The sequence below is a fragment of the Anoxybacillus tepidamans PS2 genome (assembly GCF_000620165.1).
Lineage (GTDB): Bacteria > Bacillota > Bacilli > Bacillales > Anoxybacillaceae > Anoxybacteroides > Anoxybacteroides tepidamans_A.
In genome coordinates, this window is sequence record NZ_JHVN01000016.1 from 1 (window position 1) to 14,703 (window position 14,703).

Below are 14,703 nucleotides of genomic sequence, written 5' to 3' on the forward strand. Positions count from 1 at the left end.
TTGTGGCAAACGGCTTGGATCGACTGGCTGTGAAGATGGAAGCGGCCTTTCGTGTGCTTTTGCAGTTCGCTTTTTGAAATGCGGCGGCCGTGTTGAAGGAAGTATTCTTTCGATAGCCGAAGACACTCATTCCAAACGCGGGCTGACTCTCGGTTGCAGGTCCACAGCCGTTCGAGATCCTTCTTGGAGGCACGAAAGGCGACTTTTTGACCGCGAAGCATCGGGATTCCTCCTTTCGTTACAACTTGTCTAAGGTAATTATAGAACATAAATTCTGTTTAGAAAAGCAAAAACGCCCGATTCATCTTCCACCTACACTTCGTTTAGAGGTGGGAGATTTCTTGGTGAATGTGTTAAAATGGAAAAAGTAAAGGAGGGTGTTCCATGCCGAAAGTGCGGACTCAAGATTTAATCGAGAAATTTCAATTAGAGTTGATTAGCGGGGCGGAAGGGGTGCATCGCCCGATTACAACGAGCGATTTGTCGCGGCCCGGCATTGAGATGGCCGGCTATTTTGCTTATTATCCGGCGGAGCGAATTCAATTGTTAGGAAAAACAGAGCTGTCTTTTTTCGAAAAATTAAATCCAAGGGAAAAGAAAATTCGAATGGAGAAGCTTTGCACGGATATTACTCCCGGCATTATCGTTTCGCGCGGGTTGGATGTGCCGCAAGAATTAATTGAGGCATCCGAACGTCATTCAGTTCCTGTGATGCGCTCGACAATGAAAACAACGCGACTTTCAAGCCGGCTTACCAACTTTTTAGAAAGTAAATTGGCACCGACGACGGCTGTACATGGCGTACTGGTCGATGTATACGGAGTCGGGGTGTTAATCACCGGTAAAAGCGGCGTTGGAAAAAGCGAAACGGCCCTTGAGTTGGTGAAGCGAGGGCATCGGCTCGTGGCAGATGACTGTGTGGAAATTCGCCAAGAAGATGAAGGGGTTCTCGTCGGCAGCGCTCCGGAGTTGATTGAACATCTATTGGAAATTCGCGGTCTAGGGATTATTAATATGATGACGTTATTTGGTGCCGGTGCGGTTCGAACGCATAAACGCATCTCACTAGTGGTTGATTTGGAATTATGGGATCCGAATAAGCAATATGATCGCCTCGGTCTTGAAGAAGAAAAAGTAAAAATCATTGATACAGAAGTGACAAGGCTGACCATTCCAGTGCGTCCGGGCCGAAACTTGGCAGTCATTATTGAAGTGGCGGCGATGAACTTCCGGTTGAAGCGAATGGGAGTGAACGCAGCCGAGGAGTTCTCTGCCCGATTAACTGATGCAATTGAAGATGGAGAGCATGATTACGAATAAGAAAGGGGGACAAAGAGATTGTTGAATGCAGCGATTCAGCCATTAGATAGAGTATTTTTGCATCTAGGTCCCATTACGATTTATTGGTATGGGGTGATTATCGGAACAGGAGTGTTGCTTGGATTATGGGTGGCGACGCGTGAAGCCGTCAGGCGCGGGCTAGCGAAGGAAACGTTTGTCGACCTTGTGTTGCTGGCTGTGCCGATTGCCATTGTTTGTGCGCGTACATATTATGTCATTTTTGAATGGGATTATTATTCACAACATGTTTCCGAAATCCCACGGATTTGGGAAGGAGGTCTAGCCATTCACGGCGGGCTGATCGGCGCGATTATTACAGGCATCATTTTTGCGAAGCGGCGGGGGTTGTCGTTTTGGAAATTAGCAGATATTGCGGCGCCAAGCATTATTTTAGGGCAGGCGATCGGCCGATGGGGAAATTTTATGAACCAAGAGGCGCACGGGGGACCAGTAACGCGGCAATTCCTTGAAAACTTGCATCTGCCAGATTTTATTATCAATCAAATGTATATTGATGGTCAATATTACCATCCGACGTTTTTATATGAATCGATTTGGGATTTTATTGGATTTTTGCTGCTTTTGGCGCTTCGTCGCGTCAATTTGCGCCGCGGTGAGCTATTTTTAAGCTATTTAATTTGGTATTCAATCGGCCGCTTTTTTATCGAAGGCATGCGAACGGATAGCTTAATGTTGACCGCGCATCTTCGCATGGCGCAAGTAGTGTCGATCACGTTGATTTTGCTTGCGGTTGTTTTATGGGTGACAAGGAGATTTAGAGGAATGGCCGAGGAGCGTTATTTAGATTAGAAAAGGGGAGAGAAGATTGGGAGAAACGATCAAAAAGGGATTGGTGGTCGGAGTTAAAACGACGTGGACGCTCGGGAAAATTATTTTTCCTGTCACTTTAATTGTTTCTATGTTGCAGCATACCCCTATTTTGCAATGGCTCATTCATTTTGTTACTCCGTTGATGAAATGGATCGGGCTTCCAGGCGATGCGGCGATTCCGCTTGTGCTTGGAAATTTCTTAAATTTATATGCCGGCATCGGAGCGATTTTAACGCTTCATCTAACAGTGAAGGAAGTGTTAATTTTAGCGGTGATGCTTTCATTTTCGCACAATTTGCTTGTGGAAGTGACCGTCGCAGGACGGGTCGGGGTTAACGTCGTATTAGCTGTCGCTGTTCGGGTCGCTTTAGCAATCATTGCTGCCATTTTGATTCATCTCATGTGGCAGGGCGGGAATGAAATGGCCCAATATGGCATGATTTCTAATTCCCCTGAACAGATTACAGGGTGGGGGGCGGTTATGATTGCCGGCATTCAAAAAGCGCTTGTCGGTATTGCCCAATTAGCGATGATCGTTATTCCTTTAATGATAGGGATTCAAGTTTTAAAAGATTTAAAATGGCTTGATACGTTTTCCCGCTGGATGGCTCCAGTGACTAAGCTGCTCGGGATGAAAGAAAATACATCAATGACGCTAGCGGCAGGGCTTTTGTTTGGGCTGGCATATGGCGCGGGCGTCATGATTCAAGCAGTCAAAGAAGACGGTGTGTCGAAACGGGATGTCACGTTAGCGTTTCTATTTTTGTCAGCCTGCCATGCTGTGGTGGAAGATACGTTGCTGTTCGTGCCGCTCGGCATCCCGGTATGGCCGCTTCTAATGATTCGCCTTGTGACTGCTATCGTATTGACGATTGTTATTGGGTTGATTTGGAGATATGCTGTGCAAACAAGAAGAAAGGAAGCTGCATGATGAAAATTCGCACGATTTTATTTGATTTAGACGGCACATTAATCGATACAAATGAACTGATTATTCAATCCTTTTTACATACGTTAGAAACGTATTATCCCGGAAAATATAAGCGGGAAGACGTCTTGCCGTTTATCGGTCCGCCTCTTTATGACACATTTGCAGCATTAGATGAAACGCGGACGGAAGAAATGATTGCCACGTATCGCGCCTTCAACTATGCAAAGCACGATGAGCTTGTCAAAGAGTACGAAACGGTATACGAAACGATTGAGGCGTTATATAAAAATGGGTTTCAATTAGGCGTTGTTACGACGAAAATCAATGCGACAGCGATTATGGGATTGAAGCGGACAAAACTGGATCCGTTTTTCCGCTGCGTTGTTGGCCTTGATGATGTGAAAAATGCGAAGCCGCATCCAGAACCGATTTTTAAGGCGCTTGAACTGTTAAATTCGAAGCCGGAAGAAACGTTGATGGTCGGAGATAATTATCACGATATTTTAGCAGGAAAACAGGCGGGAACAAAAACCGCCGGGGTCGCATGGGCGATTAAAGGACGGGAATATTTAGAGAAATATGAACCAGATTTTATGTTAGAAAAAATGAGCGACTTGTTGACCATTTTAGGAGAGTGATAACTGTAAATAAAGTAGTGATCAAATATCCTTAAATGCGGTAAAACATAGACATGAAACAGTATAAGCCAAAAGAATTTGCACAATGACTAAATGTGTCTGTAAAAACATTGCAAAGATGAGACAATGAAGGCTTACCGAAACCCCAAAGGGAGGGGCTATTATACAGAGGAGCAATACCGTGAATACATGGGGATTCCCAAGAAAAATAAAGTAGGGAAGACCGTTATATACGCTAGAGTATCGAATTGAAATCAAAACGATGATTTAGACAATTAAATTGAATTTCTTAAGACCTATGCAAATACCAATGGCTTTATTGTTGGTGAAATGATGACAGACGTGGGCAGTGGGTTAAATTATAACAGGAAACAGTGGAATCGATTGATTGAAGAATGTATCAACGGCCATATTTCTACCATTGTGATTGCTCACAAGGATCGGTTTGTTCGTTTTGGATATGAGTGGTTTGAACGGTTTCTTCATAAACTGAATGTAAAAATCATGGTCGTTCATAATGAGAAACTGTCGCCACAAGAGGAGTTGATTCAAGACCTCATTTCGATTATTCATGTGTTCAGTTGTAGGGTTTATGGTTTGAGAAAATACGAAAATAAGATAAGGAAAGAGGAATTATGAAGAAGGTTTATTTTGTTGAAATGAAGCCTAAAACTGAACAAATCGTGAAAATTCACAAAACGATGGGTGTCTGTCGATATGTATACAATTTGTATCTCTCGAAGAACAAAGAAGTGTACGAAAATGAAAACCGATTCATGAGTGGGTATGAGTTCAGTAAATGGCTTAACAACGTACACACGAAACAGCAGGATCAATGGATTAAGGAAGTATCGAGTAAAGCCGTTAAGAAATCCATCATGAATGCGGAAAAGGCATTTAAGAACTTTTTCAAAGGGAAGTCTGGCTTTCCTCAATACAAAAAGAAAAAGAATGAAGATGTCAAATGCTATTTTCCGAAAAACAATAAGACGGACTGGACCATTGAGCGCCATCGTATCAAAATTCCGACCCTTGGTTGGATAAGGCTCAAAGAATACGGGTACATCCCGAAGAATGCGGTGGTGAAAAGTGGCACGGTATCCAAGCGAGCAGGAAGGTACTTTGTTTCTGTTCTTTGTGAAGTGGAAGAGGAAAAACCAGCGATCCAACTCCATAACACAGGGTTAGGTATCGACCTAGGAATCAAGGAGTTTTCTGTATGTAGCGATGGTCGGGTATACAAAAATATCAACAAGACTCAAAAGGTCAGACGTTTGGAAAAAAGATTAAGGCGAGAGCAACGCTCCCTCTCTCGCAAGTACGAACATTTACGAAAGAGAGGTGAAAACCCTGCTACTAAAGAAGCGAATATAGATAAGAATATTTTTAGAGTGCAAAAGCTGCATGCTCGGTTGGCGAATATTCGTCTTGAATACGTCAAATCCATTGTCAACGACGTGGTGAAAACCAAGCCGCGTTATGTGGCGATTGAGGATTTAAATGTAAAAGGGATGATGAAAAACCGCCACCTATCCAAAGCCATTGCCCGACAATGTTTTTATACATTCAAGAAGTGGTTAATTTATCAATGCAAAAAATACGACATTGAGGTCAGGATCGTCGATCGGTATTATCCATCTTCGAAGATTTGCTCCTGTTGTGGACAGGTGAAAAAAGACCTTAAATTATCGGAACGAATCTACCGATGCGACGGTTGTGGGCATACGATGGATAGGGATTTCAATGCGGCGATCAACCTTTTACATGCGAAAGACTATGTCGTTCTCACTTAAAGGGAATGACGTGGGTGTACCGATGGCTAGTCGGGAATTTACGCCTGTGGAGAGCTATACCAAACGAGAGTAGCTTTTTAGCGAAATCGGGCTCGCAGAAGCAGGAACACTCTAAAAATATAGCTTTGTCTATATTTTTAGTAGCAGTGGAGTAAAGCGTGAGACGGACGACAAAATACCCGGTAACAGGGGCGAACTCTCTTTGGCAAATCTATAAAACAGTCTCATTTTGGAAAGTATTAAAAAATGTCATTTTTATTCAAATCGGACGCTATACGCCGTTTATGCCGCTCAAAAATTGGTTGTACCGCACATTTTTACGCATGGAAATCGGAGAAAAAACGGCGCTGGCGTTCATGGTGATGCCTGATATTATGTTCCCGGAAAAAATTAAGATTGGCCGCAATTCGATTATTGGCTATAATACAACCATTTTAGCGCACGAATATTTAATCGATGAGTATCGGCTTGGCGATGTGAGGATCGGCAATGAAGTGATGATCGGGGCGAACTCGACGATTTTGCCGGGAGTGGAGATCGGCGACCGGGCGATTGTAGCTGCCGGCACAATGGTGCACAAAGATGTCCCCGCAGGAGCGTTCGTTGCAGGCAACCCGATGCGAATTGTTTATACAAAAGAAGAAATGGAGAGACGTAACAAGCATTCTAACAGGTAGCAGTTAGAATGCTATTTTTTTAGGTGTGTTGATGATCCAATAAAAACCAATTGACATGGCTTGATTCTTAGCTTTTCTGCCGTAGTCGGCAAGCGAATGGCTTGCCGACTGGGCATGCATATGGCATGCCCTCCTCGAACAACGAACGCTAGCGGACAAATGCATTTGCCCGCTAGCGTTCTTGTTCGAGGGAAGAGGCAGAAAAGCTTGTGTCTAGCTATATCATTCCGTATTTTTAGTAAAATAATGGATCATCAACACTTGTGCTATTTTTTTATAGTTGACGGCTGCAAAAATCAGGAGTAAACTACAAATAACTTCACTTCTCTACCATATTAGCAAACTAAAGTATTTTGCGAAGGACGTGGTGACATGTCAAAGTTGTTCATGTTTGAAAAACCGCTCGGCATGCGCGATACATTGCCGTTTTTATATAAAGTTAAAAAACGTGTTCGAGAAGCGATGACAAACGAAATTGAACAGTGGGGCTATGAGTTTATTGAAACACCGACATTGGAATATTACGAAACGGTCGGATCGGCTTCAGCCATTGCTGATCATCAATTGTTTAAGCTGCTCGATCAACAAGGGCATACGCTAGTTTTAAGGCCTGACATGACCGCGCCGATTGCCCGATTAGCAGCGTCGAGGCTCTATCAAAATGGCAATCCGCTGCGCCTTGCATATCACGCTAATGTGTTTCGCGCCCAACAGCGTGAAGGGGGCCGCCCGGCAGAGTTTGAGCAAATTGGTGTTGAGTGCATCGGGGATCGGACGGTAACGGCTGATGCCGAAGTGATTCGTCTGATGATTACGGCGCTTGAACAGACTGGATTGCAGCGGTTTACAGTGGCAGTCGGCCACATCGGCTATGTGAACGCTTTGTTTTTAGAGATTTTAGGGAATGAAGAGCGCGCGAATGTGCTGCGCCGCTTTTTGTATGAAAAAAATTATGTCGGTTACCGCAATCATGTGCGATCGCTGCCGCTTTCATCGATTGATCAGCAGCGCCTTCTTGCCCTTCTTGATTTGCGCGGGGACGAAACGGTGCTTGGAAGCGCCCGCGAGCTTGTGCATAGCGAACGAGGAGCGCATGCAATAGAGGAACTCGGAGAACTGTGGGCGGCTCTTCGCTTATTCGGTCTTGCCGATTCAGTGAAATTAGATATGACGCTCATTAGCCATATGAACTACTATACAGGGATTTTGTTCGAAGTATATGCCGACGGCGTCGGGTTTCCGCTTGGAAACGGCGGCCGCTATGATGAGTTGCTCGAGAAATTTTCATGTAAAGCGCCCGCGACAGGTTTTGGCATCCGTCTCGATCGTTTAATTGAGGCGCTGAAAGATACAAGAATAGAAGAAGATATTGAATGCATTATTTTTAGCCAAGAGCGATTTGCAGAAGCGATCGAACTAGCGAATGAAAAGCGGCGTGAAGGACGGAAAGTGGTGCTGCAACATATTGTGGGAATTCAAGATATTGATGCTTACAGCAAAAAGTATAAAAGTGTGACGTATTTACTTGGCCGAAACGGAAAGGAGTGAGAGTGATGTTAACGATTGCGATGCCGAAGGGACGTATTTTCGAGGAAGCGCTGGAGCTCATGCGCAAGGCCGGATACGCGCTTCCGCCGGAGTTTGCCGAGTCGCGCAAACTGATGATTGATGTGCCGGAGGAACGAATGCGCTTCATTCTCGCCAAACCGATGGATGTTGTCACGTATGTGGAGCACGGTGTCGCCGATCTAGGGATTGCCGGAAAGGATGTGCTGCTGGAGGAAGAAAGGGATGTATATGAACTATTAGATTTGCACATTAGCAAGTGCCACTTGGCTGTTGCTGGTCTTCCAAATAGTCGTTTTCATGATATCGCTCCGCGGGTGGCGACAAAATACCCGAACATTGCTTCGAGCTATTTTCGCGAGCAAGGAGAGCAGGTAGAAATCATTACGTTAAATGGATCGATTGAGCTCGCTCCGCTCATCGGTTTGGCCGACCGCATTGTCGATATTGTATCTACCGGGCGCACGCTGAAAGAAAATGGTTTAATCGAGTTTGAAAAAATTGCCGATGTCACATCGCGTTTAATTGTCAATCCAGTGAGCTACCGTATGAAAGACCGGGACATCGATGAAATGGTCGAGCGGTTATCTGCGGTCATTACGGAATGAGGGGGATGAACATGAAAATTGAACGGGTAACAGGGAAGCTCTCATTGCGGCGAACGATTGAGACAGGAACCGAAGAACAAAGACGGATCGTTCAAGATATTATCCAACACGTCCGCACGCAAGGCGATGAGGCATTAAAAATGTATACAGAACAATTTGATCAAGTTACATTGGATACGTTGCTTGTATCGCCAGAGGAAGTAGAAGCGGCTTATCAGGAGATCGGCGAGGAGATGCTTTCGATCCTCCGCGAAGCGGCAGCTAATATCCGTGAGTATCATGAACGGCAAAAGCGCGAATCATGGATCATGACAAAGGAAGATGGAACCATTCTCGGACAAAAAATCACCCCGCTTGATGCGGTCGGTTTATACGTTCCGGGAGGTACCGCCGCTTACCCGTCTTCCGTGCTCATGAACGTGATTCCTGCCCAAGTTGCGGGCGTCAAACGCATTGTAATCGTGTCTCCTCCCAACAAGCAGGGGACGCTGCCGGCGGGTGTATTAGTCGCGGCTTCTGAATTAGGGGTGCGTGAAATATACAAAGTGGGCGGCGCCCAAGCGATCGCGGCGCTTGCTTACGGGACGGAAACGATTCAACCTGTCGATAAAATTTTTGGCCCGGGAAACATTTACGTCGCGCTAGCAAAACGGGAAGTGTTCGGCCAGGTCGCGATTGATATGATCGCCGGACCGAGCGAAATTGTGGTGCTCGCGGATGAAAGTGCCAAAGCGAACGAGGTCGCCGCCGATTTGTTGTCGCAAGCCGAACATGATGAACGAGCCTCAAGCATCCTTGTAACTCCTTCGATGAAACTGGCGTTGGAAGTAGCAAGCGAGGTAAAGAAACAGCTTGAACAGCTGCCGCGCAAAGAGATTGCTGCTATCGCGATTGAACGGCATGGAGCGATTTATGTAACCGAGACGTTGGCTGAAGCAGTGGAGGTAGTCAATGAACTCGCGCCGGAGCACTTAGAAATCATGACAAGCAAACCGATGAATCTTCTTGGGCAAATTCGCCATGCCGGAGCCATTTTCTTAGGTCGTTTCAGCTCAGAGCCTGTCGGTGATTATTTTGCCGGCCCGAACCACGTGCTTCCGACAAATGGCACTGCTCGTTTTTCCAGCGGCTTGAATGTCGAGGAGTTTGTGAAAAAATCAAGTATTATTTTCTACAGTGATCAAGCGTTACAAGAGCACGGCAAGAAAATCGCGGCGCTAGCAAGACTCGAAGGTCTAGAAGCCCATGCGCGCGCGATCGAAGAACGGTTTAAATAATTAAGGAGGAAGGCTGCATGAGAAAGGCGCGCATTTTGCGAACAACTAACGAAACGGACATTCAATTGGAACTAGTGATTGACGGCGAGGGAAAGGCAGAGCTAGAAACGGGGGTGCCGTTTTTAACGCATATGCTCGATCTCTTTGCGAAGCACGGCCAATTTGATTTACAAGTTAACGCCAAAGGCGATACTGAAATCGATGACCATCATACGACAGAGGATATCGGGATTTGTTTAGGGCAAGCGCTCCGCGAAGCGCTTGGCGATAAAAGGGGGATTAAGCGCTATGGCAATGCGTTCGTGCCGATGGATGAAGCGCTGGCGCAAGTTGTCATTGATCTAAGCAACCGGCCGCACTTTGAGTTCCGCGGCGAATTTCCAAGCCAAAAAGTCGGAACGTTTGATGTGGAGTTGGTGCATGAGTTTTTATGGAAGTTGGCATTGGAGGCGCGCATGAACTTACATGTCATCGTTCATTACGGCCGCAATACGCATCATATGATTGAAGCCGTGTTTAAAGCGTTAGGACGAGCGTTAGATGAGGCGACGATGATCGATCCGCGCGTCAAAGGAGTTCCATCAACGAAAGGAATGTTGTAAATGATCGGGATTATTGATTACGGCATGGGCAACTTGTACAGCGTCAGCAAGGCATTAGAACGATTAAACTATGAATATGTCATTTCGGGCGACCCGCAGCAGCTCAAAGAAGCGAAAGGCCTTATTTTGCCGGGAGTCGGTTCTTTTAAAGATGCAATGCACATCTTGAATGAAACCGGACTATCCGATTTTATTCGCGCAGCGGTGAACGAAGGAACGCCACTGCTCGGAATTTGCCTTGGGATGCAGCTTTTGTTTGAGAAAAGCGCGGAAAACGGCTGGACGGAAGGGCTAAAATTATTAAAAGGCCGCGTCGTCCGTTTTCCGGGAACGACCGCAAGCGGTGAAACGTACAAGGTGCCGCATATGGGTTGGAATCGCCTGCAGTTTCGCTATCCGTCCCCGCTTTTAGAGCATATTGAAGAAGGATATGTGTATTTTGTTCATTCATACTATGTCGATACGAAGGATGAAACGGTTGTGTTGGCAAGCAGCATGTACGATGTAGAAGTTCCGGCTGTTGTTGGCAAAGGCAATGTGTTTGGCACGCAATTTCATCCGGAAAAAAGCAGTGAGATCGGTATGAAAATATTGCAAAATTATGCGGACATCGTAGAGGGAAAGGGGAACGATTGATGACGGCGTTTACGATTTATCCGGCGATTGACATGCGCGGCGGCAAATGCGTTCGCCTGTTACAAGGCGATTATAATAAGGAAACGGTATATGGCGACTCACCATTAGAAATGGCGCGGCTCTTTTTCGAACAAGGAGCCGAGTGGATCCATATGGTCGACCTCGATGGGGCGAAGGAAGGACGCCGTGTCAATGACCGTTTTGTGCTTGAAGTCGTCCGACATTTAAACGTGAATGTACAAATTGGCGGGGGCATTCGAACAGAAGAAGACGTAGCTTACTATCTAGAGAACGGGGTAGCTCGCGTCATTTTAGGCAGCGCTGCCATTTCCAATCCATCGTTTGTCAAAAAGATGCTGGCGACCTACGGCGAGCGCATTGCCATCGGGATTGATGCGAAAAACGGTTTTGTGGCGACGGAAGGGTGGCTGAATACATCGAACGTCAAGGCAACGGAACTTGGCAAGGAGCTGGCGGACGCAGGGGCGAAAACGTTCATTTTTACCGATATTGCGACGGATGGAATGCTGTCGGGGCCAAATGTTCAGGCGGTAGTAGATATGGCGCGGGCAACTAGACAGCGGGTAATCGCCTCGGGGGGAGTTAGTTCTCTTAGTGATTTACAGGCGCTAAAACAGTTCGCTGCCGACGGAGTCGCTGGGGCGATTGTCGGAAAAGCGCTATATACAAAACAATTTACTGTTGTTGAAGCGTTAAAGGCGGTGCAAGACGAATGATTACAAAGCGCATTATTCCTTGTCTTGATGTGAAAGACGGCCGCGTGGTGAAAGGAGTGCAATTCGTGCAGCTGCGGGATGCGGGCGATCCGGTGGAGCTAGCCAAGTTTTACGACGAACAAGGAGCGGATGAGCTCGTGTTTTTAGATATTTCGGCTTCTCATGAGGGACGCAAAACGATGGTTGAAGTCGTTGAGAAGGTCGCATCGCAGCTTGCGATTCCGTTTACGGTTGGCGGCGGCATCAATTCATTAGAAGATATGAAAAGAATTCTGCGTGCCGGCGCAGACAAAGTGTCTTTAAATACAGCAGCGGTCAACAATCCTGAACTTATTAATGAAGGGGCTGCTTTTTTCGGTTCGCAATGTATTGTCGTTGCGATCGATGCGAAATATGACGAGGCCATTCATTCATGGCGCGTCTATACACATGGCGGACGCCAAGCAACCGATTTAGAAGTCGTTGAATGGGCACAAGAAGCGGTGAAGCGCGGAGCGGGAGAAATTTTATTAACAAGCATGGATTGTGATGGCGGGAAAAATGGCTTTAACATCGAGCTCACAAGAAAGGTCAGCGAAGCGGTGTCCGTCCCTGTCATTGCCTCTGGAGGAGCAGGAAAGGCGGAGCATTTTGCGGAGGCGTTCTTTGATGGAAAAGCGGATGCCGCTCTAGCCGCTTCCATCTTCCATTATAAAGAGACGTCTGTAAAAGAAGTAAAGGCATATTTGAAAGAGAGAGGAGTCCACGTAAGATGAACCTCCCGAGCATTAAATTTGATGAAAAAGGGCTTGTTCCCGCCATCGTTCAAGATGTACAAAGCAAAGAAGTATTGACGCTCGCTTATATGAACGAAGAATCGTTAAAAAAATCGCTAGAAACAGGCGAAACATGGTTTTATAGCCGCTCCCGTCAAAAATTATGGCATAAAGGGGAAACATCCGGACATGTGCAGCGCATTGTCGAAATGCGCTATGATTGTGATCAAGATGCTCTTCTTGTGCTTGTAGAGCCCCAAGGTCCCGCTTGCCATACCGGAAGCTACTCTTGTTTTTCTAAAAGAATCAATGGCGAAGCAGTTAGCCTGTCAAGCGACCGTTTTGCGATTATTAATCTGCTTGAACAGATTATCGCTGAGAGAGAAGCAGAGCGTCCAGAAGGAGCGTATACGACGTATTTGTTCGAAAAAGGGGTCGACAAAATTTTGAAGAAAGTGGGAGAAGAAGCAGCCGAAGTCATTATTGCCGCTAAAAATCGCAATGCGGAAGAACTAAAATGGGAAGTGGCGGATTTGGTCTATCATTTGCTTGTTCTATTGCGTGAACAAAAACTGCCGCTCGATGCGGTGCTTAATGTATTAACGAAACGTCATACAGAGAAAAAGTAACAAAAAGCTTGGCTCATGATCGTGCTAGATCGCGAGCCAGCTTTTTTATTTTTCCGAGAAGCATTCCTGTTTTACGAAAGAATGTGTTATACTTCTTTTCGACGAATTCAACACAATATGGAGGATTAGATGGGGAAACGATTAAAATCCAAACGGTCAGCAGCGAAAATTATTCCGTTTATACAGAATGGAGATTATTATTTTAAAAAAGGATTGGGCGCCTATCGTCGCCGTGATTTATATAAAGCGAAAAAATATTTGGAGCGGGCGGTGCATCTAAATTCGCGCGAAACGATGTTCGCCTGCCAGCTTGCTGTCGTATTGGCGGAGTTAGGAGAATATCAGGCTTCGAACAATTTATTTTTGAAGATTATTCATGAACTAGATCCTGACATGAATGAATGCTTTTATTTTTTAGCAAACAACTACGCGCATCTCGGCTTGTTTCGCGAGGCGATGAATTACGCGCAAACATATTTAGAGCGTGAACCGGACGGAAGCTTTGCGGAAGATGTTGAAGATTTAATCGACTTGTTAAGTATTGAACACGATGATGACGAGCTTGGGAATCAAGATGATTTAATTATAAAGCAAGAAAGAGCGCGTTCATTGCTAGAAAAAGGGGAGTTTTTGGCCGCTGTGGGCGTGCTTCAAACGATCATCGCCGATTACCCTGAATTTTGGTCGGCTTACAATAATTTAGCTTTAGCCTATTTTTATTTAGGCAACGCTGAAAAAGCTAAAAGCATCATCGATGAGGTGCTCGAAAAGAACCCTGGAAATTTACACGCGCTCTGCAATCGGCTTGTATTTTCGCACTATTTGCATGACGAAGAAAATGTCCACCGTTTGTCAGATGAACTGGCATGCGTTCATCCTATTCTTCTTGAGCACCGCTACAAATTAGGAGCTACCTTTGCGCTTGTCGGACGATTTGACCTCGCCTTCAAATGGCTGCGTCATTTATATAAAATTCGTTTTGACGGAGATTTCTTGTTTTATTATTGGTTGTCTTACTCGGCTTATTATACGGGACATGAGCAGCTTGCAAAAACGGCATGGGAGAAAGTAGTAGAGTTGAATCCCGATAAGCGGGGACAGGAACCTTGGAGAGACGCTATTGATGAAAAAATAGAGCGTTGGATGACTAGCGCAAATATTGCTGAGGTGCTGTACGGGCTCTATATGATGAGCAAATCTCTTAACCTTGATGAGTTAAAAGCTTACAGCAATATAAAAGAGCGCTTGATGGATCATCTACTTGTTCGGCAGTTTTCCGATTATGTTTTTTTGCCCGCACACACAGCGGTGCCACCGTATATAGCGGATGGATATTCTGTAATGGATGAATTATGGGCGAAAAATTGGTCGACGGATGAGACGATGTATATCGCGTGGTTTCAAGTATTTGCAAACGCATTTGAAACGACCAACGAATTTTCAAATTATAAAGCATGGGCGGCGGCTACGGAATATGTATGGAGGCAGAAGAAGGGCGAACGAACTACGCAAAGGGCAATGGCTGAAAAATACGGCATTTCTCTATCTACAGTGCAAAAATATGCGAAAAGAGTGCGAAAGTGGCTGCCGTGAGCAAATTAATAGACGTTTCCGAACGGGTTATATAGGATAAAAGTAAGGAAATAATAAACAAGTCAGCAGAACTTAAAGGAGTGGGTGTA

General features: G+C 45.5%; 15 protein-coding genes and 2 pseudogenes. 16 read left to right on the forward strand and 1 reads right to left on the reverse strand.

From position 1 onward, the window contains the following. Positions 1-221: pseudogene (locus N667_RS18720) on the reverse strand (RNA-guided endonuclease TnpB family protein); the annotation flags it as partial. Positions 222-384: 163 nt separating this feature from the next. Between N667_RS18720 and hprK the strand changes: the two are divergent. The 16 genes and pseudogenes from hprK (at position 385) to N667_RS0112680 (ending at position 14,614) form a co-directional block, all read left to right on the forward strand. After that, positions 385-1,320: an HPr(Ser) kinase/phosphatase gene (gene hprK / locus N667_RS0112595; RefSeq protein WP_027409907.1), complete on the forward strand. Its 936-nt coding sequence runs from the start codon at positions 385-387 to the stop codon at positions 1,318-1,320. 21 nt (positions 1,321-1,341) lie between these two features. Beyond that, entirely contained in the window at positions 1,342-2,151 is an 810-nt protein-coding gene (gene lgt, locus N667_RS0112600) for a prolipoprotein diacylglyceryl transferase (RefSeq protein ID WP_027409908.1), read from the forward strand. Between the two features lie 16 nt (positions 2,152-2,167). Beyond that, complete coding sequence (locus N667_RS0112605) at positions 2,168-3,103, forward strand: nucleoside recognition domain-containing protein (RefSeq protein ID WP_027409909.1); 936 nt, start codon at positions 2,168-2,170, stop codon at positions 3,101-3,103. Then, positions 3,103-3,741: a pyrophosphatase PpaX gene (ppaX, locus tag N667_RS0112610; RefSeq protein ID WP_027409910.1), complete on the forward strand. Its 639-nt coding sequence runs from the start codon at positions 3,103-3,105 to the stop codon at positions 3,739-3,741. Before N667_RS0112605 ends, ppaX begins: the two co-directional genes overlap by 1 nt. A 95-nt stretch (positions 3,742-3,836) precedes the next feature. Then, positions 3,837-4,374, forward strand: a pseudogene (locus N667_RS19830) (IS607 family transposase); the annotation flags it as partial. A gap of 2 nt (positions 4,375-4,376) precedes the next feature. Next, positions 4,377-5,534, forward strand: coding sequence for an RNA-guided endonuclease InsQ/TnpB family protein (locus N667_RS0112625; protein WP_027409912.1), 1,158 nt, complete (start codon positions 4,377-4,379; stop codon positions 5,532-5,534). A gap of 158 nt (positions 5,535-5,692) precedes the next feature. Then, a complete protein-coding gene (locus tag N667_RS0112630; RefSeq protein WP_027409913.1) occupies positions 5,693-6,211 on the forward strand; it encodes an acyltransferase in 519 nt (172 codons plus the stop codon). 372 nt (positions 6,212-6,583) lie between these two features. Continuing rightward, positions 6,584-7,759, forward strand: a complete 1,176-nt coding sequence (locus N667_RS0112640) for an ATP phosphoribosyltransferase regulatory subunit (protein ID WP_027409914.1) — start codon at positions 6,584-6,586, stop codon at positions 7,757-7,759. Positions 7,760-7,764: 5 nt separating this feature from the next. Beyond that, entirely contained in the window at positions 7,765-8,385 is a 621-nt protein-coding gene (gene hisG, locus N667_RS0112645; protein WP_027409915.1) for an ATP phosphoribosyltransferase, read from the forward strand. Positions 8,386-8,396: 11 nt separating this feature from the next. Then, entirely contained in the window at positions 8,397-9,662 is a 1,266-nt protein-coding gene (gene hisD / locus N667_RS0112650) for a histidinol dehydrogenase (RefSeq protein ID WP_027409916.1), read from the forward strand. A gap of 17 nt (positions 9,663-9,679) precedes the next feature. Beyond that, positions 9,680-10,264, forward strand: coding sequence for an imidazoleglycerol-phosphate dehydratase HisB (gene hisB, locus N667_RS0112655; protein WP_027409917.1), 585 nt, complete (start codon positions 9,680-9,682; stop codon positions 10,262-10,264). Then, positions 10,265-10,900 carry an imidazole glycerol phosphate synthase subunit HisH gene (gene hisH, locus N667_RS0112660; protein ID WP_027409918.1) on the forward strand — a complete coding sequence of 212 codons (636 nt, stop codon included), beginning with the start codon at positions 10,265-10,267 and terminating at the stop codon, positions 10,898-10,900. Continuing rightward, complete coding sequence (gene hisA, locus N667_RS0112665; protein ID WP_027409919.1) at positions 10,900-11,637, forward strand: 1-(5-phosphoribosyl)-5-[(5-phosphoribosylamino)methylideneamino]imidazole-4-carboxamide isomerase; 738 nt, start codon at positions 10,900-10,902, stop codon at positions 11,635-11,637. The genes hisH and hisA overlap by 1 nt, the downstream gene beginning before the upstream one ends. Beyond that, positions 11,634-12,392, forward strand: coding sequence for an imidazole glycerol phosphate synthase subunit HisF (hisF, locus tag N667_RS0112670; RefSeq protein ID WP_027409920.1), 759 nt, complete (start codon positions 11,634-11,636; stop codon positions 12,390-12,392). The genes hisA and hisF overlap by 4 nt, the downstream gene beginning before the upstream one ends. Further along, the gene (gene hisIE, locus N667_RS0112675) at positions 12,389-13,021 is read left to right on the forward strand and encodes a bifunctional phosphoribosyl-AMP cyclohydrolase/phosphoribosyl-ATP diphosphatase HisIE (protein ID WP_027409921.1); all 633 of its coding nucleotides are present in this window, start codon (positions 12,389-12,391) and stop codon (positions 13,019-13,021) included. The genes hisF and hisIE overlap by 4 nt, the downstream gene beginning before the upstream one ends. A 129-nt stretch (positions 13,022-13,150) precedes the next feature. After that, positions 13,151-14,614, forward strand: a complete 1,464-nt coding sequence (locus N667_RS0112680; RefSeq protein ID WP_027409922.1) for a tetratricopeptide repeat protein — start codon at positions 13,151-13,153, stop codon at positions 14,612-14,614. Positions 14,615-14,703: the final 89 nt, after the last annotated feature.

Coding starts and splice junctions, on each gene's coding strand:
- hisD (WP_027409916.1), top strand. CDS start 8,397: ATGAAAATTGAACGGGTAACAGGGAAGCTCTCATTGCGGCGAACGATT.
- hisIE (WP_027409921.1), top strand. CDS start 12,389: ATGAACCTCCCGAGCATTAAATTTGATGAAAAAGGGCTTGTTCCCGCC.
- hisF (WP_027409920.1), top strand. CDS start 11,634: ATGATTACAAAGCGCATTATTCCTTGTCTTGATGTGAAAGACGGCCGC.
- N667_RS0112625 (WP_027409912.1), top strand. CDS start 4,377: ATGAAGAAGGTTTATTTTGTTGAAATGAAGCCTAAAACTGAACAAATC.
- N667_RS0112640 (WP_027409914.1), top strand. CDS start 6,584: ATGTCAAAGTTGTTCATGTTTGAAAAACCGCTCGGCATGCGCGATACA.
- ppaX (WP_027409910.1), top strand. CDS start 3,103: ATGAAAATTCGCACGATTTTATTTGATTTAGACGGCACATTAATCGAT.
- hisB (WP_027409917.1), top strand. CDS start 9,680: ATGAGAAAGGCGCGCATTTTGCGAACAACTAACGAAACGGACATTCAA.
- N667_RS0112680 (WP_027409922.1), top strand. CDS start 13,151: ATGGGGAAACGATTAAAATCCAAACGGTCAGCAGCGAAAATTATTCCG.
- hprK (WP_027409907.1), top strand. CDS start 385: ATGCCGAAAGTGCGGACTCAAGATTTAATCGAGAAATTTCAATTAGAG.
- hisH (WP_027409918.1), top strand. CDS start 10,265: ATGATCGGGATTATTGATTACGGCATGGGCAACTTGTACAGCGTCAGC.
- hisA (WP_027409919.1), top strand. CDS start 10,900: ATGACGGCGTTTACGATTTATCCGGCGATTGACATGCGCGGCGGCAAA.
- hisG (WP_027409915.1), top strand. CDS start 7,765: ATGTTAACGATTGCGATGCCGAAGGGACGTATTTTCGAGGAAGCGCTG.